Annotated in this window: 22 protein-coding genes; 17 read left to right on the forward strand and 5 right to left on the reverse strand. The window is 73.8% G+C overall.

The features are described 5' to 3' along the window. Window positions 1–17 precede the first annotated feature (17 nt). Together VFG42_RS14185 and VFG42_RS14190 are read left to right on the forward strand one after the other, a co-directional pair. Window positions 18–836, forward strand: a complete 819-nt coding sequence (locus tag VFG42_RS14185) for an enoyl-CoA hydratase/isomerase family protein (protein WP_324909387.1) — start codon at window positions 18–20, stop codon at window positions 834–836. Next, window positions 833–1,876 carry a phosphotransferase family protein gene (locus VFG42_RS14190; RefSeq protein WP_414642395.1) on the forward strand — a complete coding sequence of 348 codons (1,044 nt, stop codon included), beginning with the start codon at window positions 833–835 and terminating at the stop codon, window positions 1,874–1,876. Before VFG42_RS14185 ends, VFG42_RS14190 begins: the two co-directional genes overlap by 4 nt. Here VFG42_RS14190 and VFG42_RS14195 read toward each other — a convergent pair. Beyond that, entirely contained in the window at window positions 1,849–3,519 is a 1,671-nt protein-coding gene (locus VFG42_RS14195; protein ID WP_324909389.1) for an AMP-dependent synthetase/ligase, read from the reverse strand. The two genes, VFG42_RS14190 and VFG42_RS14195, sit on opposite strands and share 28 nt — an antisense overlap. 61 nt (window positions 3,520–3,580) lie before the next feature. On the opposite strand from VFG42_RS14195, the gene VFG42_RS14200 reads away from it, so the two are divergent. From VFG42_RS14200 to VFG42_RS14215, 4 genes are all read left to right on the forward strand, one after another. Then, entirely contained in the window at window positions 3,581–4,576 is a 996-nt protein-coding gene (locus VFG42_RS14200) for an MBL fold metallo-hydrolase (RefSeq protein ID WP_324909390.1), read from the forward strand. Continuing rightward, entirely contained in the window at window positions 4,573–5,226 is a 654-nt protein-coding gene (locus tag VFG42_RS14205) for an AMP-binding protein (RefSeq protein ID WP_324909391.1), read from the forward strand. Before VFG42_RS14200 ends, VFG42_RS14205 begins: the two co-directional genes overlap by 4 nt. Before the next feature lie 58 nt (window positions 5,227–5,284). After that, on the forward strand, window positions 5,285–5,707 hold the full coding sequence (locus tag VFG42_RS14210) for an SDR family oxidoreductase (RefSeq protein WP_324909392.1): 423 nt from the start codon (window positions 5,285–5,287) through the stop codon (window positions 5,705–5,707). 102 nt (window positions 5,708–5,809) lie between these two features. Further along, the gene (locus VFG42_RS14215) at window positions 5,810–7,441 is read left to right on the forward strand and encodes a class I adenylate-forming enzyme family protein (protein WP_324909393.1); all 1,632 of its coding nucleotides are present in this window, start codon (window positions 5,810–5,812) and stop codon (window positions 7,439–7,441) included. On the opposite strand, the gene VFG42_RS14220 is transcribed toward VFG42_RS14215, so the two are convergent. The 3 genes from VFG42_RS14220 to VFG42_RS14230 are packed head-to-tail and all read right to left on the reverse strand — an operon-like array spanning window position 7,438 to window position 10,654. Then, window positions 7,438–8,334 carry an SDR family oxidoreductase gene (locus tag VFG42_RS14220; RefSeq protein WP_324909394.1) on the reverse strand — a complete coding sequence of 299 codons (897 nt, stop codon included), beginning with the start codon at window positions 8,332–8,334 and terminating at the stop codon, window positions 7,438–7,440. The two genes, VFG42_RS14215 and VFG42_RS14220, sit on opposite strands and share 4 nt — an antisense overlap. A gap of 14 nt (window positions 8,335–8,348) precedes the next feature. Next, complete coding sequence (locus tag VFG42_RS14225; RefSeq protein ID WP_324909395.1) at window positions 8,349–9,485, reverse strand: acyl-CoA dehydrogenase family protein; 1,137 nt, start codon at window positions 9,483–9,485, stop codon at window positions 8,349–8,351. Window positions 9,486–9,517: 32 nt separating this feature from the next. After that, window positions 9,518–10,654, reverse strand: a complete 1,137-nt coding sequence (locus VFG42_RS14230) for an acyl-CoA dehydrogenase family protein (RefSeq protein WP_324909396.1) — start codon at window positions 10,652–10,654, stop codon at window positions 9,518–9,520. Between the two features lie 116 nt (window positions 10,655–10,770). Between VFG42_RS14230 and VFG42_RS14235 the strand changes: the two genes are divergently transcribed. The 4 genes from VFG42_RS14235 to VFG42_RS14250 are packed head-to-tail and all read left to right on the forward strand — an operon-like array spanning window position 10,771 to window position 15,152. After that, window positions 10,771–11,940, forward strand: a complete 1,170-nt coding sequence (locus VFG42_RS14235; protein ID WP_324909397.1) for an acyl-CoA dehydrogenase family protein — start codon at window positions 10,771–10,773, stop codon at window positions 11,938–11,940. Continuing rightward, window positions 11,940–12,683 carry an SDR family NAD(P)-dependent oxidoreductase gene (locus VFG42_RS14240; RefSeq protein WP_324909398.1) on the forward strand — a complete coding sequence of 248 codons (744 nt, stop codon included), beginning with the start codon at window positions 11,940–11,942 and terminating at the stop codon, window positions 12,681–12,683. The genes VFG42_RS14235 and VFG42_RS14240 overlap by 1 nt, the downstream gene beginning before the upstream one ends. A 41-nt stretch (window positions 12,684–12,724) precedes the next feature. Further along, on the forward strand, window positions 12,725–13,903 hold the full coding sequence (locus VFG42_RS14245) for a thiolase family protein (protein ID WP_349260423.1): 1,179 nt from the start codon (window positions 12,725–12,727) through the stop codon (window positions 13,901–13,903). 4 nt (window positions 13,904–13,907) lie between these two features. Then, window positions 13,908–15,152 (forward strand): acetyl-CoA hydrolase/transferase family protein, encoded by a 1,245-nt coding sequence (locus tag VFG42_RS14250; RefSeq protein WP_324909400.1) that lies wholly within the window; start codon window positions 13,908–13,910, stop codon window positions 15,150–15,152. Here the strand turns inward: VFG42_RS14250 and VFG42_RS14255 are convergent. Continuing rightward, the gene (locus VFG42_RS14255; protein ID WP_324909401.1) at window positions 15,149–16,372 is read right to left on the reverse strand and encodes a LuxR C-terminal-related transcriptional regulator; all 1,224 of its coding nucleotides are present in this window, start codon (window positions 16,370–16,372) and stop codon (window positions 15,149–15,151) included. The genes VFG42_RS14250 and VFG42_RS14255 overlap by 4 nt on opposite strands. A 191-nt stretch (window positions 16,373–16,563) precedes the next feature. On the opposite strand from VFG42_RS14255, the gene VFG42_RS14260 reads away from it, so the two are divergent. From VFG42_RS14260 to VFG42_RS14290, 7 genes are all read left to right on the forward strand, one after another. After that, a complete protein-coding gene (locus VFG42_RS14260; protein ID WP_324909402.1) occupies window positions 16,564–17,352 on the forward strand; it encodes an enoyl-CoA hydratase/isomerase family protein in 789 nt (262 codons plus the stop codon). 25 nt (window positions 17,353–17,377) lie between these two features. Next, window positions 17,378–17,992, forward strand: coding sequence for a TetR/AcrR family transcriptional regulator (locus VFG42_RS14265; protein WP_324909403.1), 615 nt, complete (start codon window positions 17,378–17,380; stop codon window positions 17,990–17,992). A 73-nt stretch (window positions 17,993–18,065) separates the two neighbouring features. Further along, entirely contained in the window at window positions 18,066–18,881 is an 816-nt protein-coding gene (locus VFG42_RS14270) for a GntR family transcriptional regulator (protein WP_324909404.1), read from the forward strand. Window positions 18,882–18,890: 9 nt separating this feature from the next. Then, on the forward strand, window positions 18,891–19,580 hold the full coding sequence (locus VFG42_RS14275) for a winged helix-turn-helix domain-containing protein (RefSeq protein WP_324909405.1): 690 nt from the start codon (window positions 18,891–18,893) through the stop codon (window positions 19,578–19,580). Between the two features lie 109 nt (window positions 19,581–19,689). Then, window positions 19,690–20,922 (forward strand): ABC transporter substrate-binding protein, encoded by a 1,233-nt coding sequence (locus tag VFG42_RS14280; protein ID WP_324909406.1) that lies wholly within the window; start codon window positions 19,690–19,692, stop codon window positions 20,920–20,922. Beyond that, window positions 20,919–22,349, forward strand: a complete 1,431-nt coding sequence (locus VFG42_RS14285; RefSeq protein WP_324909407.1) for an amidase — start codon at window positions 20,919–20,921, stop codon at window positions 22,347–22,349. Before VFG42_RS14280 ends, VFG42_RS14285 begins: the two co-directional genes overlap by 4 nt. Next, window positions 22,346–22,561, forward strand: coding sequence for a hypothetical protein (locus tag VFG42_RS14290; RefSeq protein ID WP_324909408.1), 216 nt, complete (start codon window positions 22,346–22,348; stop codon window positions 22,559–22,561). Before VFG42_RS14285 ends, VFG42_RS14290 begins: the two co-directional genes overlap by 4 nt. Window positions 22,562–22,567 lie beyond the last annotated feature (6 nt).

The following is a 22,567-nucleotide window of genomic DNA, read 5'->3' on the forward strand; positions in this document are numbered from 1 at the left end:
ACCTGCGAGGAGACGCCATGTCGGTAGCGCAAGCCCTTGATCTCGAGACGATGACGCTGGAGCGGCCCGCGCCCGGGATCGCGGTCCTGACGCTCAACCGCCCGGACCGGCTCAACGCCATGACCATGCGGATGTTCGACGAGCTGATGGCCGTCCCGCTGGCGCTCAAGGAGGACCAGGACCTCCGGGCGCTGGTGATCATCGGCGCCGGCCGCGGCTTCTGCGCGGGCTACGACCTCGACAACATCCACGAGATCACCGAGCTGGGCGTCCGCGAGTTCCTGAAGTTCCAGGAGCTGGCGACCGGCGGCCTGGCGGCGATCCGCAGCCTCCAGGTCCCGGTGATCGCGGCCGTCAACGGCGCCGCGGCGGGCGGCGGGCTGGCGCTGTCGCTGGTCGCCGACATCCGCCTCGCGTCGCCCGAGGCCAAGTTCAACGCGGCGTTCGTGAAGATCGGCCTGTCGTGCGGCGAGCTGGGCACGTCGTGGACGCTGCAGCGGCTGATCGGTCCCGGCCGCGCCGCGGAGATCTGCTACACCGGCCGCTTCGTCGACGCCGCGGAGGCCGAGCGCATCGGCCTCGTCAACCGCGTGGTCGAGGGCGACCGCGAGGCGCTGCTGGCCGCCGCGCTGGAGCTGGCCGACCAGATCGCCGCCAACTCGCCGGGCGGCGTGCAGCTGTCCAAGCGCGCGCTGCAGGCCAACCTGGAGACGCCGTACGCGGCGGCGCTGGAGCTGGAGAACCGCGGGCAGGCGCTGCTGACGCGCGGCGAGGACATGCCCGAGGCGCTGCGGGCCTTCAAGGAGAAGCGCGCGCCGCGCTTCACCGGCCGCTGATGTGGAGCTGGGGCGAGGACGCCCTCGCGCGGCTGGCGACGTTCCTCGGCGACCGCGACCTCGTCTCGGGGCCGGTCGCCGCGCGGCCGATCGGCGACGGCCACGCCAACCTGACGTTCCTGGTGACCGACGACGCCGGGCGGGCGATGGTCGTCCGCCGTCCGCCGCCGCCGCCGATCCCGCGCGGCGCCAACGACATGCTGCGCGAGGCGCGGCTGATCGAGGCCCTGGCCGGGACCGGCGTGCCGGTGCCCGCCGTGCTCGCGGTCGGGCAGGAGGGCGACGTCCTCGACGTCCCGTTCTACGTCATGTCCTACATGAAGGGCGTCGTCTTCACCGACGCCACGCCGCCCGCGCTGGCGACGCCGCCCGTGCGGCGCGAGCTGGCCGAGGCGCTGATCGACACGCTCGCCGCGCTGCACGCCGTCGACTGGCGCGCGCGGGGGCTGGAGGACTTCGGCCGCCCCGAGGACTTCAACGCGCGCCACCTCGCGCGGATGACGCGCCTGGTCGCCGGCGAGGACGGCGCGCCGCCGCCCGCCTTCGCGCCGCTGGCCGAGTGGCTGACGTCCAACGTCCCCGCCGAGTCGGGCGCCGCGATCCTCCACAACGACTTCCGCCTGGGCAACGTCATGCTCGCCGCCGCGCCGCCCGGCCGCGTCGAGGCCGTGCTGGACTGGGAGCTGGCGACGATCGGCGACCCGCTGCTGGACGTCGCCTACTTCCTGGCCTCCTACCCGCAGGGCGACGGGCCGCGCACGCCGACCGAGGACCTCGCGACCGCGCTCCTGGAGGACGGCTACCCGACGCGCGAGGAGCTGGCCGAGCGCTACGCGCGCGCCACCGGCCGCGACCTGTCCGGCCTGCGCTGGCACACGGCGCTGGTCCAGTACAAGCTCGCCGCGCTGTACGAGCACTCGCACCGGCGCGCGGTCGCCGGCGTCGGCGACCCGTACTACGCCGACGCCGAGCTGGTGGCGCGCTTCCTGGCCGCCGGGGCGCGGGCCGCCGGCTACGCGCCGACGGCCGCCTCCGCGTAGAGCCCGTCGATCGCCTCGGCGTACTTCTCGCCGATCGCGCGGCGGCGCAGCTTCATCGTGCCGGTCACCTCGTCGGTGCCCGGCACCCACGGCTCGTCGAGGATCGTGAAGCGCTTGATCTGCTCGACGCGCGCGAGCATCTCGTTGGCCTTGGCGACGCCGCGCTCGACCTCCGCGCGCACCTCGGGCCGCCGGCTCAGCTCGGCGTAGCCGCCGGACAGGTGGTGCTCGGCGGCGTAGGCGGCGAGCGCGACCTCGTCGAGCGTGATCAGCGCGGTGACGTACTTGCGCGCGTCGCCGATCGCGATCACGAACCCGACCAGCGGGGCGTGCGTCTTGACCGCGTTCTCGATCATCACCGGGGCCATGTTCTTGCCCGCCGAGTTGATGATGATGTCCTTCTTGCGGTCGACGATCCTGTAGTAGCCGTCGGCGTCGACGACCGCGACGTCGCCGGTGTGCAGCCAGCCGTCGGCGTCGAAGGCGTCGCGCGTGCGCTGGGGCTCGTTGCGGTAGCGGGTGAAGATCGGGCCGCGGACCATCAGCTCGCCGTCGTCGGCCAGGCGGGCCTCGACGCCCGGCGTCGGCCGGCCGACCGTTCCCGCCTTGACGGCGTCGGGCGGGTTGATCAGCGTCAGGCCGGTCTCCGACATGCCCCAGTTCTCGATCAGCGGCAGGCCGATCGAGTCGAACAGCGCGAGGATGTCGACGCGCGCGGGCGCGGCGGCGGAGCCGAGGTACTCGGCGTGGTCGAAGCCCAGCGCGGCGCGCGCGGCGGCCGGATCCGCGACGAGCCTGCGGGCCGGCTCGGCGAGCTTCTCGTAGATGCGCGGGACGCCGAAGAAGCGCGTGGGGCGGACCTCGCGCAGCGCGGCGGCGAGGTCGCCGGCGTCGGGCACGCTGGTGACCGTGTACCCGTAGACCGTCATCCCCTGGTGGGTCATGAAGCGCTCGGCCAGGTGCGCCATCGGCAGGTAGGAGACCATCCGGCCGCCCTCGCTGACCGGGATCAGGTGGTGGAAGCCGCGCAGGTTGCGCATCATCGCCCCGTGGGTCCACTCGGCGCCCTTCGGCTCGCCGGTGGTGCCCGAGGTGTAGATCAACATGCCCATCGTCTCGGGCCCGACGGCGCGCCAGGAGGCCTCGAAGTCAAAGCCCTCGGGCGGCGTGAGCCCCTCCAGCTCGGCGAGCGTCGTCGTGCCCGCGCCGCGGTCGTCGCCGACGACGACGATCGTCTCCAGCAGGTCGGGGCGCCGCGCGGCGATCGACGCCAGCACCGGCGCGTAGTGCGGCTCGGCGACGGCGATCCGCGCGCCGGCGTTCTCCAGCAGCGGGACGATCTTCTCGGCCGGGTTGGAGTTGTAGATCGAGAACGGCAGCGCGCCGAGGTGCAGCGCCGCGAGGTCGACGAGGTGGAACTCGGGGCGCGTGTCGAGCATCAGCGCGACGGCGTCGTCGCGGCCGACGCCGAGCGCGGCCAGGCCGCCGGCGACCGCGGCGACGCGGTCGGCCGCCTGTCGGTAAGTGACCGTTACGTCAGATCCGAAGGTGCGCAGGGCGACGCGATCGGGGTGGGCGTTGGCGGTGACCTGGAATGCCGCGCAGAGATTGGTCTGTGCCAGCGCGTCGTCGATGCTCGTCACGGTGCGCTCCTCCTGCAGAACGAGTGGACGTAGGTGATAACGATCGTTAACGTATCGGACCGTGCGTGGGTCTTTCAAGCACCGGCCGCATCCGGAGGGGCCGGACGTGTGGCGCATCGTGGTCCCGACGCCCTGGCCGGTCGGCCCGGTCAACGTGTACGTCTTGGACGACGAGCCGCTGACGCTCGTCGACACCGGCCCCGCCACGCCCGAGGCGATGGCGGCGATCGAGGCCGGCCTGGCCGCGCACGGGCGCCGCGTCGAGGACCTCGGGCGGCTCGTGATCAGCCACCAGCACACCGACCACTGGGGGATGGCCGCCGAGCTGGTCGCCCGCAGCGACGCGGAGGTCTGCGCGCTGCGTGGGCTCGACGACTACATGTCGGCGTACCCCGCGTCGCTCTTCGCCGAGGACGCGTTCGCCGATGACCTGCTGACCCGGCACGGCGCGAGCGTCGCAGCCTCGGGCGCCGCCGTCTACCGCGGCGATCTGCACTACGCCGCATCGGTGGGGACCGACCGCGTGCTGGCCGACGGCGACGTGCTGGGGTTCGCCGGCGGCGACCTGCGGGTGCTGCACCGGCCCGGGCACTCGCCGACCGACACCGTGCTGTGGGACGAGGCCCGCGGGCTGCTGCTGGGCGCCGACCACGTGATGGCCAAGCGCTCGGTCGCGGTCATGGCGCCGCCCGGCGCGGACGAGCCGCCGCGGCCGCGCGCGCTGGCTCGCTACCGCGCGTCGCTGGACGCCACGCGGGCGCTCGGCGCGGCGGTCGTGCTGCCGGGCCACGGCGAGCCGGTCACCGACCCGGACGCGGTGATCGCCCGGCGGCTGCGCGGCTTCGACCGGATGACCGCGCGGGTCGGGGAGGCGGTGGGCGACCGGCCGCGGACGGCGATGGAGATCGCGCTGGGGCTGCGCGGGGGCGACGTGCCCGACCACGCCGCGTTCTTCGTGCTGTGCGACGTGCTGGGGCACCTCGACGAGCTGATCGACGCCGGCGCCGTGGTCGAGGTCGAGACCGACGGGCGCGCGGGCTTCGCGGTGGCGGCGTGACGGTCCTCGACGCGTTCCGCGCGCACGTCGTCGCGTGCAGCCCGATGCTGACCGGCGCGCCGCTGCTGCTCGCGCATCGCTTCGACGCCGCCGAGGCCGCCCGGCTGGTCGACTGGTACGGAGCGACGTTCACGGTCGCCGCGGCCACCGCCTACACCGCGCTGATGAACGCGCCGGAGGCGCGGGCGCGCGACCTGTCGTCCCTGACCAAGGCCTACAGCGGCGGCGCGCCGGTCGCGCCGGCGACCGCCGCGGCGTGGGAGGAGCTGACCGGCGCGCTGCTGCACACCGTGTACGGGCTGACCGAGACGACCTCGCCGTCGCACATGGCGCCGCTCGGCGTGCGCCCGCCGGTCGACCCGGCGTCGGGCGCGGCGGCCGTCGGCCGCGACGTCGCCGGCACGACGACGCGGATCCTGCCCGACACCGGTGAGATCGCGATCCGCGGCCCGCAGGTCGTGCCCGGCTACTGGGGTCGTCCCGAGGAGACCGCGGCGGCCCTGCCCGACGGCGAGCTGCGCACCGGCGACGTCGGCGTGCTCGACGACGACGGCCGGCGGCCTACGAGGCGCCGCGCGCGGTCGAGCTGCTCGAGGAGCTGCCGAACGGCGAGCGGCAAGATCTTGCGACGGGAGCTGCGTGGAAGGTGAGTGGCCTGGCGCCGATCTCGGTGGTGCGCTCCAGTCGGCGACGCGAGCTGCGCGAGCGGTGAGCCGGAACGTCGTCGTCACCGGCGCGGGGCAGGGGATCGGGCGGGCGGTCGCGCTGGCGTTCGCGGCCGATGGCGCGCGGGCCATCGGCTCGATGACCGGCAAGCGGCCGCTGCCGCACCGCGCCGCCTACGGCGCGAGCAAGATGGGGCTGTCGGGCCTCGTCCGCGCGCTGGCCTGGGACGCGGGACCGCACGGCGTGCGCGTCAACCTGGTCTCGCCCGGCCCGATCGCCGGGCCGCGCCTGGACGCGGTCGCCGACGCCGACGCGCGGGATCGGCTCCGCGCCGCCTCGCCGCTGCGCCGCTGCGCGACGCCCGAGGACGTCGCGGCGACCGCGCGCTTCCTCTGCTCCGGCGCGGCGGCGGGCATCACCGGCGAGGACGTCAACGTGTCGATGGGGACGGTCATGCATGGCTGAGCCGGGCGTGGGACCGGAGGCGTCGCGCCTCGACGGCAAGGTCGCGCCGGCGGCGTCCTCCACGACCGGAGAGATGTTGGTGTGCAACGGAGGGAGACGCTGGTGAGCGACGACGACGCCTTGACCTGGCCGCGCCTGCGCGCGATGCGCTGGAGCGACGCCGAGGCCGAGACCTACTACGACCACGGCATCTGGACCGAGCACGGCCTCGACGCGCTGGTCGCGCGCAACGCCGCGCGGCATCCGGACAAGCCCGCGGTGGTCGGCGACGCCGAGTCGCTGACCTGGGCCGAGCTGGACGCCCGCGTCCGCGCGCTGGCCACCGGCCTGCGCGACGGCGGGGTCGCGCCCGGCGCCGTGGTCGGCGCCCGCATGGGCAACTCGGTCGACCACGTGGTCGTCGTCTACGCGGTGGCGGCGGTCGGCGCGGTCCTCTTCGAGCTGCCGCCCGACAGCACGCCGGTGCAGGTCGAGCAGGCGCTGGCGCGGACGCGCGCGGTCGCGTTCTTCTCCGACGCGCCCGTCAGCGACGCCGAGCGGGCCGCCCTGCGCGCCCCCGCGCTCACCGCCCGGCGCGTCGCCGACCTCGCGAGCGCCGCGCCCGCCGCCGACCTCCCCGGCCAGGACCCCGACGCGATCGCGCTGCTCATCGGCACCTCCGGCACGACCGGCACGCCGAAGATCGTCCTGCGCACCGCCAACTGCGCCCTGGCGATGATCCGCGACGTCAACAGCCGCACCGGCGTCGGCGCCGACGACGTCGTGCTCGTCGCCGCGCCGCTCAGCGGCGGCATCGGCTACTTCAACGGCGTCTGCACGCTGGCCGAGACCGGCTGCACGCTGCTGGTCCCGGGCTCGCTGGCCGTCGACGGGCTGCTCGCGCTCGTCGCCCGCCACCGCGCCACGGTCATCCAGACCGTGCCGACGATCCTGCTCCGCCTCGCGGCCGCGGCCGCGCACGCCCGGCCCGGAGCGGTCAGGGCCGACAGCCTGCGCGTCATCCAGTCCGGCGGCTCCTACCTGCACCCGCAGACCGCGTCGACGATCGAGGAGCGCTTCGGCGGCCACGTGATCTCGGCCTACGGCGCCGTCGACCTCGGCACGCCCGCGATGGTCGCCGCCGAGGGCGACACCGCCGAGCACCGGCAGGAGACCGTGGGCAAGGCCTATGACTCGCCGTCGACCTTCGCGATCCTCGGCGAGGACGGCACGCCGCTGCCCGACGGCGAGGTGGGGGAGGTCGTCATGCGCGGGCCCAACACCGCGCTGGGCTACTTCGAGGACCCGGAGGCGACCGCCGCGCTCTTCGACGCCGCGGGCTGGGGCCACTTCGGCGACCTCGGCCGCGTCGACGCCGACGGCTACCTGCGGATCGTCGGACGGCTGAAGGAGATCGTCAACCGTGGCGGCAAGAAGATCTCGGTCAACGAGGTCGAGGACCACGTCCGCGCGATGGACACGCTGGCCGACGTCGTCGCGATGGGCTACCCCGACCCGGAGCTGGGCGAGCGCTGCGCGGTGGTCGTCGTCGCGAAGGACCCCGACACCACCATCTCGCTCCACGACCTCCGCGCCCACCTCGCCGACCGCGGCGTGCCCAAGCACATGTGGCCCGAGCTGGTCGTCGCGCTCGACGAGCTGCCGCTCTCGCCGCAGGGCAAGGTCCGCCGCCGCGAGCTGAAGGAGCTGGTCGAGCGCGAGGCCGAGGCGGCGCGCGCCGCGGGCGACCGCTAGACCGACCGCTGCGCCTTGCTGGCGGCGCTGGCCGCCTTGGCCGTCTCGCGCGCGTCGGCCCACTCCTGCTCGGACATCGCCGACAGCGACGCGAACGTCCCCGGGCCGGCGAGCTGCTGGCCGCCGTCCATGGCGATCGTCGTGCCGGTCAGGTAGCCGCACGCGTCGCTGAGCAGGAAGATGTTCAGGTTGGCCAGCTCCTCCATCGTCCCGAAGCGCTTCATGGGGACGTTGTCGGCGGAGGTGGAGCCGCCGGTCGACGACGCCTCGGTCGGGTTGAGCATCGACCACGCGTACTCGGTCGGGATCGGGCCCGCGGCGATGGCGTTGAGTCGGATGCCGTAGCGGCCCCACTCGGCGGCCAGGGACATGGTCATGGCGTGCACCGCGGTCTTGGCCATCGCGCTGGGCACGACGAACGCCGAGCCCGACCACACCCACGTGGTCAGGGTCGAGACGACCGACCCCGGCAGCCCGTCGGCGATCCACCGCCGCCCGGCGCTGTGGGTGGTGTGGAACGAGCCGTCCATGACCGTCGAGGACACCGCGCGGTAGGCGCGCGCGCTGATGTCCTTGGTCTGGGCGATGAAGTTGGCGGCCGCGTTGTTGATCAACCCGGTCAGCGGCCCGTGCTCGTCCCAGATCGCCTGGATCGCGGCGTCGACCGCGTCGGCGTCGCGGACGTCGACCGTCGCGTGGTGGGCGCTGCCGGGCCGCGCGCCGCCGACCTCCTCGGCCGCCTCGGCCAGCACCGCCTCGCGCCGGCCCCACAGGTGGACCTCCGCGCCGTGCTCGACGAGGTGCTTGGCGACGCCGCGGCCGAGGCCGGTGCCGCCGCCGGTGACGAGGATGCGCTTGCCCGCCAGCACCCGCGGGTCGTAGATCCGAGACATGATCGAGTGGCCTCCTAGAGCCCGAGGTTCTTGCTGATGATCTCGCGCTGGATCTCGTTGGTGCCGCCGTAGATCGGCGGCACGAGCGCCATGCGCACCTGCTCCTCCATGCCGTACTCGACGGCGTAGCCGTAGCCGCCCATCAGCTGCATGCCCTCCAGCGCGGCCTGCTTGGCCGCCTCGGTGCACTTCAGCTTGGCGATCGACGACTCGGTCGACAGCGCGTCCTCCTGGCCGGCGTCGATCTTCTGGGCGACGTCGTAGACCAGCGCGCGGCAGGCCGTGATCTCGGCCGCGACGTCCGCGACGCGGTGGCGCAAGGCCTGGAACTTGGACAGCGGGCGGCCGAACTGCTCGCGCTCGCGCAGGTAGGCGATCGTGTCGTCCAGCGACCGCTGCGCGTAGCCGACGGCCATCGCGGCGATGATCAGGCGCTCGATCGCCAGGCCACGCGTCAGCTGCGACCAGGCGCGCCCCTCGGCGCCGACCACCGCGCTCGCCGGGACGCGCACGTCGGTGAGGTACACGTCGTTGACCACGCGCGGGGTCATGACCTCGATCTCGCGGATCTCGACGCCGGGCGCGTCGGTCGGCACGATCAGGAACGTCAGGCCCTCGTGCTTGGCGCCGGAGGCGTCGGTGCGCACGAGCGTCAGGACGTGGTCGGCCTCGTGGGCAACCGAGATCCAGGTCTTCTGGCCGTTGACGACGTACTCGTCGCCCTCGCGCCGCGCGGCGCAGCGCGCGCCCGCCAGGTCGGAGCCCGCGCCCGGCTCCGACAGCCCGATGGCCTCCAGCCGCCCGCGGCAGACGCCGCCCATGATCTCGCGGTTCTGCTCGGGGGTGCCCCAGCGCAGGTAGGTCTGGCCGGCGGTCAGCGCGGTGGAGTACCCGTGGATCGGCGCGTGGCCGCGGCAGGTCTCCTCCAGGAAGATGCACTCCTCGACCATCCCGGCGCCCGCCCCGCCGTACTCGGTCGGGACCGACACGCCCAACCACCCCAACTCGCCGAGGCGCTCCAGCAGGGGGTGCGAGTTGGCGATGGTGAAGCCCTCCGTCAGCGCCGCCCGCCGCTCGCGCGTGCCGCACTCGCGGGCGCAGAACGCCCGGATGCTCGCCGCGAAGTCCTGCTGCTCGTCGGTGAAGACCATGACCCTCGAATCGACCCGGGGATGAACGATCGCTAACGCGGGAGGCCGAGTGCGCGCTCGGCCACGATGTTGCGCTGGATGAACGTCGTGCCGCCCGCGATCGACGTGCCGCGCGCCTGGTAGGAGAGCTTCAGCCAGGGGTCCGGCTCGCCCTCGTCGAGCTGCCCGTCGAGGCCGGAGAGCGACAGCGCGAAGTCCGCGATGTCCTCGACCAGCGGCGCCGACAGCAGCTTGCCGATCGACGCCTCCGGGCCGGGCGTCCCGCGCTCCAGCGACGACAGCGCGCGCAGGCCGTTGACGCGCTGGACCTGCGCCCGCGCGTAGAGGTCGGCGAGCTTGCGGCGGACCGCCGTGTCCTGCGCGTACGGCGACGCGGCGACCAGGGACACCAACTCGTTGACCAGCCGCTGCACGTTCACGCGCCCGGTGGCCAGCGCGACGCGCTCGTAGGACAGCGTCGCCATCGCGACGCGCCAGCCGCCGTCGACCTCGCCGATCCGCAGGTCGTCGGGGATGTGGACGTCGTCGAGGAAGACCTCGTTGAACTCCGCCTCGCCGAGCATGTGGCGCAGCGGCCGGACGGTGACGCCCTCGCTGTCCATCGGCAGCAGGAAGTACGTGATGCCCTTGTGCCGCGGGCCTCCGGTGCGCGCCAGCAGCATCCCGAAGGACGCGACCTGGGCGCGCGAGGTCCACACCTTCTGCCCGGTCACGCGCCAGCCGTCGCCGTCGCGCTCGGCGCGCGTCTCCAGCGCGGCGAGGTCCGATCCGGCGTTGGGCTCGGAGAACAGCTGGCACCAGATCTCCTCGCCCGAGAGGATCGGCTCCAGGAAGCGCCGCCTGTGCTCCTCGGTGCCGAAGTCGATGATCGTCGGCCCCGCCAGGCCCTCGCCGAGCAGGTTGAGGCGGTCGGGCGCGCCGGCGCGGTCGTACTCCTGCAGGAAGATCGCCTGCTCGGTCAGCGTCGCGTCACGGCCGCCGTACTCGCGCGGCCACGCGAGGCCCGCGTAGCCCGCGTCGCGCAGCGTGCGCTGGAAGCCCTGGAACCACGGCAGGCGCTCCTCGACGGTCGGCGGCTCGGCACCGGGCAGCGCCGCGACGGCCTCCTCCAGGACGGCGCGCGCGGCGGCGCGGAACTCGGCGTCGGCCGGGCTGTCGCGGAAGTCCATGGCGTCAACGCTACCAGGATCCGTTAACGAGCGTTAGCCACCACCGTGGCCCACGGCGGCGCGGCGGCGTGGTAGTGTCGTGAACGATCGTTCACAAAGAAATGTAGGAGGAGACTGTGGACTTCGAGCTGACCGACGACCAGAAGTCGATCCAGCGCGCGGTCGCGGATCTCGCGGCCACCTTCGACGACGAGTACTGGTCCGAGCGCGACGAGAAGCACGAGTTCCCGTGGGACTTCTACAAGGCGTTCGCGGACGCCGGGTGGATCGGCATCACGACCCCCGAGGAGTTCGGCGGCAGCGGCCTCGGCATCCTCGAGGCCTCGCTGCTGCTGGAGGAGGTCGCCGCCTCCGGCGCCGGCATGAACGGCGCCAGCTCGATGCACCTGTCGATCTTCGGGATGCACCCGGTGATCAAGCACGGGTCCGACGCGCTCAGGCAGAGCACGCTGCCGCGGATCGTCGACGGCTCGCTGCACGTCTGCTTCGGCGTCACCGAGCCCAACGCCGGCCTCGACACCACGCGGATCACGACGTTCGCCAAGCGCAACGGCAGCGGCGACTACGTGGTCAACGGCCGCAAGGTGTGGATCTCCAAGGCCTTGGAGTCCGAGAAGGTGCTGCTGCTCACGCGCACCACCAAGCTCGAGGACGTCGACAAGAAGACCGACGGGATGACGCTCTTCCTGACCGACCTCGACCGCGACAAGGTCGACATCCGGCCGATCCCGAAGATGGGGCGCAAGGCGGTGGACTCCAACGAGCTGTTCATCGACGGCCTGGAGGTCCCCGAGGAGCACCGCGTCGGCGAGGAGGGCAAGGGCTTCAAGTACATCTTGGACGGCCTCAACCCCGAGCGGATCCTGGTCGCCGTCGAGGCGCTGGGCATCGGCCGCGCGGCGCTGAGGCGCGCCGTCAACTACGGCAAGGAGCGCGTGGTCTTCGGCCGGCCGATCGGCGCCAACCAGGGCCTGCAGTTCCCGCTGGCCGATGCGCTCGCGCGCCTGGACGCCGCGACGCTGATGGTCCGCAAGGCCGCGTGGCTCTACGACCAGGGGCTCCCGTGCGCGCGCGAGGCCAACATGGCCAAGTACCTGTGCGCGGACGCCGGCTTCCAGGCCGCCGATCGCGCCGTGCAGGTCCACGGCGGCATGGGCTACGCCAGCGAGTACCACGTGGAGCGCTACTTCCGCGAGGCTCGCCTGACGCGGATCGCGCCGATCAGCCAGGAGATGATCCTCAACTACCTGGGCGAGCACGTGCTCGGCCTGCCGAGGTCGTACTGATGGCGCGCCTGGACGGACGGGTCGCGCTGGTCACCGGCGCGGGCGCGGGCATCGGCGCGGCGGTCGCGCGGCGGCTGGCCGCCGAGGGCGCCGCGGTGGCGATCGCCGACCGCGACGGCGACGCCGCGGCCGCCGTGGCCGCGGAGATCGGCGACGGCCGCGCGATCGGCGTCGCCGCCGACGTCAGCGACCGCGAGCAGGTCCGGGCCGCGGTCGCCGCGGCGGCGGGCCTGCGCGACGGCGTCGTGCACATCGTCGTCAACAACGCGGGCGTGACGCGCCCCGCGATGTTCCCCAAGCTCGACGAGGAGAAGTTCCGGACCGTGATCGACGTCCACCTCATGGGCACCTACGCCGTCTCGCAGGAGGCCCTGGCGCACCTGCCCGACGACGGCACCGGCCGCATCATCAACTCGACCTCGGCCGCCGGCCTGGTCGGCACGATCGGCCAGGCCAACTACGCGGCGGCCAAGGCCGGGATCGTCGGCCTGACCAAGTCCTTGGCCAAGGAGCTGGCGCGCAAGAGCATCACCGCCAACGTGGTCGCGCCGCTGGCGGCCACGGCGATGACCGAGACCGTGCGCACCGACCCGCGCTTCGCCGAGAAGCAGCTGGAGCGCGTGCCGCTCGGACGCTGGGCCGAGCCCGAGGAGATCGCCGGGACGTTCGCGTTCCTGGCCTCCGACGACGCCGCGTACATCACCGGCCAGGTGCTGTGCGTCGACGGCGGGCTGGTGATGTGACGATGGCCACCACCGACGGCAACGGCAAGGTCACCTCGCCGATGATCGAGTCCGGTCGCCCGGCGCTCGTGGTCGAGGCGGTCCGCACCGCGATCGGGCGCTCGCACCCCGAGAAGGGCGCCTTCCGCGACACGCACCCCAACACGCTGCTCGCGACGTGCCTGACCGAGCTGGTCCGGCGCACGGGCATCGACCCGGGCGAGGTCGAGGACGTCATCGCCGGCTGCACCGCGCCGTTCGGCGAGCAGTCGCGCAACATCGCGCGCAACGCCTGGCTGCAGGCGGGCTTCCCGGTCGAGGTCCCCGCGATCACGATCGACCGCCGCTGCGGCAGCGCGCAGTCGGCGGTCTCCTACGCGGCCGGGCTGATCGCGTCGGGCACGCACGACCTCGTGATCGCCGCCGGCGTCGAGCACATGCAGCACGTGCCGATCGACTCCCCCTTGAAGGTGGCCGAGCTGTACGGGTCGCCGTGGCCGCCGGAGCTGCAGGAGCGCTTCGACTTCGTCGGCCAGGGCGAGAGCGCGGAGCTGATCGCCGACCGCTGGGGCATCACGCGCGAGGCGATGGACGCGCTGGCCGTCGAGTCGCACCGCCGCGCGCACGCGGCGCAGCGGGACGGGCGCTTCGTCAAGGAGATCGTCGCCGTCGACACGCCGCACGGCACGGTCACCGAGGACCAGGGCATCCGCCCGGACACGAGCCTGGAGAAGCTCGCGACGCTCAAGACGCCGTTCCGGCCGGACGTCGGCAAGGTCACCGCGGGCACGTCGTCGCAGATCTCCGACGGCGCCTCCGCGGTGCTGCTGGCCTCGCCGCGCAAGGCCGAGGAGCTGGGGCTGCGCGGCCGCGCCCGGATCGTCGACCAGGTGACGGTCGGCGTCGACCCCATCATCATGCTCACCGGGCCGATCCCGGCCACGCGCAAGCTGCTGCACCGCACGGGCCTGACGCTCGGCGACGTCGACCTGGTGGAGATCAACGAGGCCTTCGCCTCGGTCGTGCTCGCCTGGCAGCAGGAGCTCGACGCCGACATGGAGCGCGTCAACGTCAACGGCGGCGCGATGGCGCTCGGCCATCCGGTCGGGATGACCGGCGCCCGGCTGGTCGCCACGATCCTGCACGAGATGGAGCGGCGCGACAGCGAGCTGGGCCTGGTGACGATGTGCTGCGGCGGCGGCCTGGGGACGGGGACGCTCCTGCAGCGGCTCGAGGGCTGAGCCGGTGGACGCGGCGCTCGACCTCGCGCGGTGGGTGCGGCCGGGCGACGGCGTGGTCGTCTCCCAGGGCTGCGCCGAGCCGGTCGGGCTGGTCGACGCGCTGATCGGCGCGGCCGGCGCCGGCGAGCTGACCGACCTGTCGCTCTACTCGGGGTTGACCTGGCGCGCCGTGCTGGCCGCGCCGGAGGCCGCGTCGATCGACGTGGTGTCCTACGGCGTGCTCGGCGCGCTGGCCAAGGTGGCGGCGGCGCGGCCGGTCCGGATCGTGCCGTCGCACTTCTCCGCGCTGCCCGAGCTGTTCGCGCATCGCAAGCTGCCCGGCGACGTCGCGCTGATCCAGGTCTCCGAGCCCGACGCCGACGGGCGGTGCTCGTTCGGCGTCGACACGGCCTACATCGCGGACGCGGTCGCGCACGCCCGGACGGTGATCGCCGAGGTCAACGCGCGCATGCCGCGCGTGCCCGGCGCGACCATCGCCTACGACGCGCTGACGGCGACCGTCCACACCGACCGGCCGCTGCTGGAGGCGCCGCCCGCGCGCGAGAGCGCGGTCGATCGCGCGATCGCCGCGCACGTCGTCGAGCTGGTGCGCGACGGCGACACGCTGCAGGTCGGCGTCGGCGCGCTGCCGGAGGCGATCCTGCGCGGGCTGCGCGGCGCGCGCGACCTCGGCGTGCACTCGGGGATGATCTGCGACCCGATCGCCGACCTGATGGCCGACGGCGTCATCACCGGCGCGCAGAAGCCCGCCGACACGGGGCTCGTCGTGACCGGCGCGGCGCTGGGCTCGGAGCGGCTCTTCGACTTCCTGGACAACAACGCCGCCGTCGTCCAGCGGCCCGTGTCCTACACCCACCGGCCGCGGACGCTCGCCGGCGTCGGGCGCCTGGTGGCGATCAACGGCGCGGTCGAGGTCGACCTCACCGGCCAGGTCAATGCCGAGCGCGCGGGCGGCCGCGCGGTGGGCGCCGTCGGCGGGCAGGTCGACTTCCTGCGCGGGGCGGCGGCGACCGGCGGCGAGGGCGTGGTCGCGCTGCCGGCGACGGTCGCCAAGACCGGCGCGACGCGGATCGTGGCGCGGCTGTCCGGGCCGGTGACCACCGCGCGCGCCGACGTCGGCGTCGTCGTCACCGAGCACGGCGTCGCGCGGCTGCGCGGGCTCGACCTGCGGGAGCGGGCGGCCGCGCTGATCGCGATCGCCGCGCCCGAGCACCGCGAGGCGCTGCGGCGCGCCGCCGCCGGCGCCTAGCGCGACGGCGGCGAGGCCATCGTCAGCCGCAGGTAGCGCGCGATCGCCTCGGCGCGGTTGGCCGAGCGCAGCTTGCGCAGGATCCGCTTGACGTGGGACTTGACGGTCCCGTCGGTGATCACCAGCTGCTCGGCGATGCGGCTGTTGGTCGCGCCGGTCGCCATCAGCGCCAGCACCTCCAGCTCGCGCGGGGTCAGCAGCGAGTCGATCCGCGAGCCGGGCGCGGGGGAGGGGCCGGGCGGGATCCGCGGCGGCGCGCCGGTCGTCCGGTCGGGGTTGGCGCGCGCCGCCAGCTCGATCTCGGCGTTGGCCAGGTCCTCCAGCACCTGCTCGACGGTCGTCATCGCCTCGCGGACCTGCTCGCGCTGGTAGCGCAGGCGCCGCAGCAGCACCGCGCGCTCGAAGATCTGCCCGAAGCCGTCGGCGAACGCGCCGAGGATGTCGCGGTCCAGCTCGGTGACCAGGCCCGACTCGTGGTCGGCGTGCAGGAAGCCGATGACGCGGCCGGTCGGCATGATCGGCGCGGCGACGTAGGGCGTGTTCCCGGAGGCCTTGATCAGCGGCCGGTAGACGCGCGGGTCGGACTCGGGGTCGTCGACGAGCGCCGGCGCGTGGCGGCGGACCATCTCGCTCTCCAGCAGGAGGTGGTCGAGCCCGATCTGCGGGTTGGTGGCCATCCACTCGCGGAACCCGCGCTCGCCCTCGCCCTCGTTCAGGGCATAGGCCTTCCACGGGCGCCAGGTCGAGTCCTCCACGCGCGAGAGCAGCGCGCGGTCGAAGCCGCAGCTGTGGACGACCGTCTCGCAGGCCTTGGCCAGCAGCTCGTCGGGGTCGTGGACGAAGCGCAGCGGGGCGAGGCCCGCCTCGATCGCCGACAGGCGGTCGAGGCGCTCGTGGACGTCGTGGTCGTGGACCTCGGACCGGAAGCTCTGCAGCTCGATCAGCGCGCTGCCCAGGTCGCCGAGCGTCGCGCCGCCGTCGGGGTCCGGCCGCCCGGCGGCGAGCCGCTCGACGACGTCGGCGATCAGCACGTCGAGCTGTGCGACGAGGACGTCGAGGTCCTCCGCGTCCTCGTAGGCGTGCTGGTCGCTGGTGGCGAGCAGGCGCTCGGTCGATCGCAGCAGCCGGCGGCCACGGCGGACGAGGCCCGCGCGACGGCGGGCGAGGGCGGTGTGCAAGGCGGCCGCTGGGCGGGCGCGCGGACGTTCCACGGTGCTCATGGCGTGACCCAGCACGCGCTCGGGTGCGCGCGCTCTCTCCTCCTTCGGTAGACCGTAACCGACCCTGGTGACGTTAACCAACGCTCAGTCTAATCCCCGATTCGCCCCGCGTCTAGCCGCAATGGCTGAGGTCGAGTGGACAACCGCGTGTGTTAACCAACGTTCACAGAGGTCTGCTATCGTCGCCGAGCGTGAGCCCGTCCTTCGACACGCTGCGCCTCACCGTCGACGCCGGCGTCGCCACGATCGCGCTCGACGAGCCCGACAGCCGCAACGCGCTGTCGGACGCGGTCATGGCCGACCTGCTGGCGGCGTTCGCCGCCGCGCGGGACGACGACGCGGTGCGCTGCGTCGTGCTCGCGTCCACGCACCCGACGACCTTCAGCGCGGGCGGCAACCTCGGCGGCTTCGCCTCCGACGTCCCGCTCGCCCACAAGCACGTGGCCAACGGCCGCTTCCCCGAGCTGTTCACGCTGATCGGCGAGCTGGGCAAGCCGGTGATCGCGGCGGTCGACGGGCACTGCCTGGCCGGCGCGTTCGGGCTCGCGCTCGCGTGCGACCTGATCATCGCCTCGGACGCCGCGACGTTCGGGACGCCCGAGATCAACGTCGGCGTGTTCCCCTTCATGATCGCCGTGCTCATCTACCGCAACCTGCCGCGCAAGAAGGCGACCGAGTTGATGTTGATGGGCGACCGCCTCGACGCGCGCGCGGCCGAGCGCCTCGGGATCGTCAACGTCGTCGTGCCGCGCGAGGACCACGCCGCGACGGTGCGCGAGTGGGCCGGCCGCCTCGCCGCGAAGTCCCCGCTGCTCATGAAGCTCGGGCGCGACGCGCTCTGGCGTCAGAACGACCTCGCCGCCGAGGACGCGTGGGACTTCCTGCGCGCGCAGCTGACGATCGCGTTCGCGACCGACGACATGCAGGAAGGTGTCGCAGCCTTCTTCGAGAAGCGCGAGCCGGTGTGGAACGGCCGATGACCCCCGGCCCTGCTAGCTTCGCTGCGTGAGCCGAGATCGGGAGATCCTCGACGCCGCCGCGGCGTTGTTCTATGAGAAGGGGTTTCACGGCGTCGGCGTGGACCAGATCGGCGAGCGCGTGGGCATCAGCGGCCCGGCGCTGTACCGGCACTTCAGCGGCAAGGACGAGATCCTCGCGACCCTGCTCAACGAGACGCTCGACGAGCTGATCACGGCGGCCGCGCCGATGTACGACGACCCGCGGGCGGACCTCGAGCGGCTGATCCGCCATCACGTCGAGTTCTCGATCGAGCATCGCCACCTCGTCAACGTCTACCAGCGCGAGGTCCGGTCGCTGGTCGACCCGTGGCGCCGCCAGTACACGCGCCGCATGCAGCAGTACGCCTCCCGCTGGGAGGACGCGATCACGCGCAGCTTCCCGGACGCGTCGTCCGAGCGCATCGCGGTCGCGACGCAGGCGGCGATCGGGCTCATCCACTCGGTGACCTTCTGGCCGCCGCAGGTGCTCAAGACCGACAACCTCGCCGACATCGTCACGCGGCTCGTCGACGAGGGGCTGGCGACGCTCGGCCGTCCGGTCGACGCCGACGCCGATGCCGCCGAGGCCGTGCCGGTCGCCACGCGCTCACGCCGTCGCTGAGCGGCGCCCCGGCGTTGGAGGTTCCTCCAACCCGTCGCCGGCGCGGCGCGCCGCGGCCGCATATCGTTGGCCCGTGAACGGACCGGACCGCAGGCAGGTCGCCGTCGCGCGACGGATGGCGCAGCGGCGCGGGCGCGAGGACGGGACGGCGCGCCGTCTCCGGGACGTGCTGCGCGACAACACGCTGGGCGGCGTGTACGCCGACGGGCTGCTGCCCGGCGAGAACGAGCTGATGGCCACCTACGGCGTGGCGCGCGCGGTCGTGCGCGAGGCGCTGGCGATGCTCTGCGCCGAGCGGGTCGTCGAGCGCGTCCGCGGCGTCGGGACGTTCGCGATCGGCGAGCAGCGCTACGCGATCACCCTGCAGGAGATGCACGGCGAGGTCGGCGAGGAGGCCGAGAGCCGCCGCGCGCGGCCCGAGGTGATCGACTCGCGGATCGTGCCGGCGCCCGACGCGGTCGCGTGGCGGCTGGGCGTCGCGCCGGGCGAGCCGGTGTTGTTGTTGGAGTACCTCGGCTGGGTCGACGGCCTGGTGGTGTGGTTGGCCACCAACTACGTGCGGCTGCCCGAGGGCGAGGCGCTGCGCGGCACGCCGTTCACGACCGAGTGGTACGGGTTGCTCGACCGCGCCGGGCTGACGCTCGGCGGCTCGAAGTGGTTCCTCAACGCGACGCTCGCCGACGCCTCCGTCGCCTCGCTGCTGGACGTCGAGCCGGGCGCGCCCGTGATGCTGGCCCAGGAGGTCATCTGGGACATCACGGGGCGGATCTACGACTTCGCCATCTGCTACTTCCGCGCCGACCGCCACACGTTCGTCTCCAGCGTCGGGCGCTTCGCGATGGGCGACACGTCGCAGCTGCGGATCGGCCGCGCCGTGCCGGGCGCGTAGGGGAGCCGCGTGCGCGAGGCGTGGGTCTGGGGCGGCGAGGGGCCGGCCACGGCGTCGCTGGCCGCCGGGCTCTCCGAGCTGGGCTACGCGACGCGCCACGCGGCCCGGGACGGCGATCCGGCCGCGGCGATGGCCGCGCTGGCCGCCCGGGCCGAGCCCGACGTCGCGTTCCTGGTCGCCGACGACGTCGCGACGCTGGAGCGCGCGCTCGCGGTCGCCGACGCGCTGCGGGGGTGCACCGCGCTGAGCGCGCTGCCGCTCGTGCTGGCGGTGGAGGGCGCCGCGCTCGCCGCGCGGCCCGCGCCGCGGACGGTCGACGAGATCGTGGTCGTCGGCGGCGCGCTCGACGAGCTGGCGCTGCGGATCGCGCGGGCGTGGCAGCGCGCGGGGGCGGCGGTCGAGGGCGAGGTGCTCGCGCTCGACGGCCTGCGGCTGGACCCCGCCCGGCACACGACGACGATCGACGGCCGCGTGGTCGAGCTGACGCCGATGGAGCACCGGCTCCTGCGGTTCCTGCTGCTGCACCCCGACCGGGTCTTCACGCGCGAGGCGCTGCTGGACCGCGTCTGGGGCCACGCGCACTACGGTGCCGTCCGCACGGTCGACGTGCAGGTGCGGCGCCTGCGCGCGCGGCTCGGGGCCGAGTACGGCGCGCGGATCGAGACCGTGCGCGCGGTGGGCTACCGCCTGGCGTCCTGAGACGGCGGAGCGCGACGCGAGGCCAGGCGCCGCAAGGGCTCGCGGCGGCGTAACCGCGGCGTAAACGGGCGGAGCCGGTCCTGCCTCCGACCGGATGGACGATGGCGAGATGAACCGCAAGCACTTGCGCATCGGCGGCACGGTGGCCGCGCTGACCCTCGCCCTCGGGGCCACGGCGTGCGGGTCCGGAGGCTCCGGCGGCTCGTCGGGCGGCGACCATGGCCCGATCACCGTCGCGCTCGTCCCGCCGCTGAGCGGTGCCCTGGGCGAGTTCGGCAAGGACACCGTCCGCGCCTGGCAGTTCGCGGCCGACGAGGCCAACGCCCGCGGTGGCGTCGACGGCCACCCGGTCAAGATCGTGACGTCGGCGACCGACGGCTCGCCGTCCACGACCGTGCGGCTGGCCCGGCAGGCGCTCAGCAAGCACGGCGCGCACTTCCTCGGCGCGGTGATGACCGGGCCGGAGAACTCCGCGCTGCAGAAGCAGCTGCCGGCGATGAACGCGCTGCTGTTCAACGCCACCGCCAACGACGACGTGCTCGGCGAGGCGGAGTGCAGCCCCAACGCGTTCCGCGCCGTGCAGTCGGCGCAGATGGACATGAACGGGATCGTCAACACCCTCAAGTCGCTCCCGGGCAAGCGCTGGGCGATCCAGGCGGTGGACTACTCGATCGGCCACAGCGCCGCCGACGCGTTCAAGGCGGCGGCCGCGAAGGCGGGCAAGCAGGTCGTCTTCACGCAGTTCACGCCGCTGGGCACGACGGACTTCGGCAGCCAGATCACCAAGTTGAAGAACAGCGGCGCGGACGCGCTGTTCAGCGTGACCTTCGGCGCCGACGCGGTCGCGCTCATCAACCAGGGCGCGCAGTTCAAGCTGTTCGACACGCTGAAGACCGTGTTGGGGTTCAACCAGGTCTCCGAGCCGCTCTTCCCGGCGCTGAAGGACAAGATCCTCGGCTTCTACAACCAGGTCAACTACGACGTCGACGCCACCAACAAGGACAACCAGGCGTTCGTCGCCGCGTGGACCAAGAAGTACGGCAGCGCGCCGTACTACGTCCCGGCCGACACCTACCTCGCGGCGCAGATGCTCTTCGAGGGCATCGAGCGCGCCCACAGCACCGACCCCAACAAGGTCCGCGAGGCGCTCTCCGGCGCGTCCTACGACAGCATCGCCGGGACGGTGACGGTGCGCCCGCGGGACCACCAGCTGCTGCGGTCCTCCTACGTCGGGCAGGTCGTCAAGAAGGCCGGCGGCCCGGGCGGGCTGGGCTTCAAGATCGTCGCCGAGACGCCGGCGAGGATCACGACGCCGGCCGTCAGCCCGGAGTGCCGGGCGTGAGCGCGGCGAGCGCGGCGCGGACGCTGAGCGACGCGGCGGGCGCCGTCCGCGACGGGACGGTGACCAGCGCGCGGCTGGTCGAGGAGGCGATCGCGGCCGCCGACGCGTGGGACGACGTCATCGGCACCTACATCTCGCGCTTCGACGACGCGGCGCGCGCGGCGGCGCGGGCGGCGGACGCCGCGGTGGCCGAGGGCCGCCCGCTCGGGCCGCTGCACGGCGTGCCGGTGGCGGTCAAGGACATCCTCGCCACGCGCGAGGGCCCGACGACCGCGCAGAGCCTCGTGACCGACCCCGAGTGGGGCGTGGACGAGGACGCGGTCGCGGTGGCGCGGCTGCGCGACGCCGGCGCGATCGTCATGGGCAAGACCTCGACGATGGAGTACGCGGTCGGGCTGCCCGACGCGAGCAAGCCGTTCCCGGTGCCGCGCAACCCGTGGGACCCGGGCCGCTACACGGGCGGGTCGAGCTCGGGCAGCGCGAGCGGCGTCGCCGCGGGGCTGTTCCTCGGCGCGATCGGCACCGACACCGGCGGCAGCATCCGCATGCCGGCGGCGTTCTGCGGGATCAGCGGGTTGAAGCCGACGTTCGGGCGCGTGCCGCGGACCGGCTGCCTGCCGCTCGGGTTCACGCTGGACCACGTCGGCCCGATGGCGCGGTCGGCGCGCGACTGCGCGCTCATGTTGGAGGTGATGGCGGGCGCCGACGCCGACGACCGGCAGGCGCTCGACGCGCCGGTGGGGGAGTACACGAAGGCCTTGACCGGCGACCTGCGCGGGCTGCGCATCGGGCTCGATCCGCTCCTCGCCCCGGCCGCGCACTGCCGCGAGGCGGAGGTCGACGGGGCGCTGGCGGCGGCCGCGGACGTGCTGCGCGAGCGCGGCGCCGAGGTCGTCGACGTGGAGCTGCCGCTCTACGCGGAGCTGTGCACCGCCGACATCGTCATGTTGATCTCCGAGGGTGCGGCCTATCACCTGTCCGACCTGCGCGGGCGGTGGGAGGACTACGCCGCCGGGACCCGCATGGTCCTCGGATCCGCGCCGCTGTACAGCGGCGCGGACTACGTCCAGGCGCAGCGCGCGCGGGAGGCCGGCGGCCACGCGTTCGCCGCGCTGCTGGCCGAGGGCGGGCTCGACCTGGTGGTCACGCCGACCCTCGGCGTCGGCGCGGTGCCGATCGAGGAGGCCGCCGACGTCGCGCTCGGCCCGAAGTGGCCGGCGATGTTCACGCCCTACTGGAACGCGCTCGGGCTGCCCGCGCTGACCGTGCCGATGGGGTTCACCGACCACGACCTGCCGATGGGCCTGCAGATCGCCGGCCCCGCGCTGCGCGAGGACCTCGTCCTGCGCGTGGGCGACGCGTTCCAGCAGGCGACCGACTGGCACCTGCGCACGCCCACCATGGCCGCGACGGAGGCCCGCCGATGACGCCGTTTCACCGCGACGCCGACGCCCAGCGGCGCCTCGTGACGCTGCTGGCCGCCCGCAACGACCTGGCCGCCAGCCCCGCCGAGGTCGCCGTCTACACGGCGATGCTCCCGGCCGTGATGACCGACGTCGACGCGCTCTACGCCATCCCCGGCGCCCGCCACGTCGAGCCCGCCGTCATCTTCCGGCCCCACGGCGTGGAGGGTCGCTAGCGCCGA

It is taken from the genome of Baekduia sp. (assembly GCF_035685985.1).
Taxonomy (GTDB): domain Bacteria; phylum Actinomycetota; class Thermoleophilia; order Solirubrobacterales; family Solirubrobacteraceae; genus Baekduia.

Excerpts from the sequence above, each read along its gene's own strand:
- VFG42_RS14225 (WP_324909395.1), bottom strand. The coding sequence starts at position 9,485 with ATGGTCTTCACCGACGAGCAGCAGGACTTCGCGGCGAGCATCCGGGCG.
- VFG42_RS14255 (WP_324909401.1), bottom strand. The coding sequence starts at position 16,372 with ATGAGCACCGTGGAACGTCCGCGCGCCCGCCCAGCGGCCGCCTTGCAC.
- VFG42_RS14230 (WP_324909396.1), bottom strand. The coding sequence starts at position 10,654 with ATGGACTTCCGCGACAGCCCGGCCGACGCCGAGTTCCGCGCCGCCGCG.
- VFG42_RS14290 (WP_324909408.1), top strand. The coding sequence starts at position 22,346 with ATGACGCCGTTTCACCGCGACGCCGACGCCCAGCGGCGCCTCGTGACG.
- VFG42_RS14240 (WP_324909398.1), top strand. The coding sequence starts at position 11,940 with ATGGCGCGCCTGGACGGACGGGTCGCGCTGGTCACCGGCGCGGGCGCG.
- VFG42_RS14280 (WP_324909406.1), top strand. The coding sequence starts at position 19,690 with ATGAACCGCAAGCACTTGCGCATCGGCGGCACGGTGGCCGCGCTGACC.
- VFG42_RS14245 (WP_349260423.1), top strand. The coding sequence starts at position 12,725 with ATGATCGAGTCCGGTCGCCCGGCGCTCGTGGTCGAGGCGGTCCGCACC.
- VFG42_RS14185 (WP_324909387.1), top strand. The coding sequence starts at position 18 with ATGTCGGTAGCGCAAGCCCTTGATCTCGAGACGATGACGCTGGAGCGG.
- VFG42_RS14220 (WP_324909394.1), bottom strand. The coding sequence starts at position 8,334 with ATGTCTCGGATCTACGACCCGCGGGTGCTGGCGGGCAAGCGCATCCTC.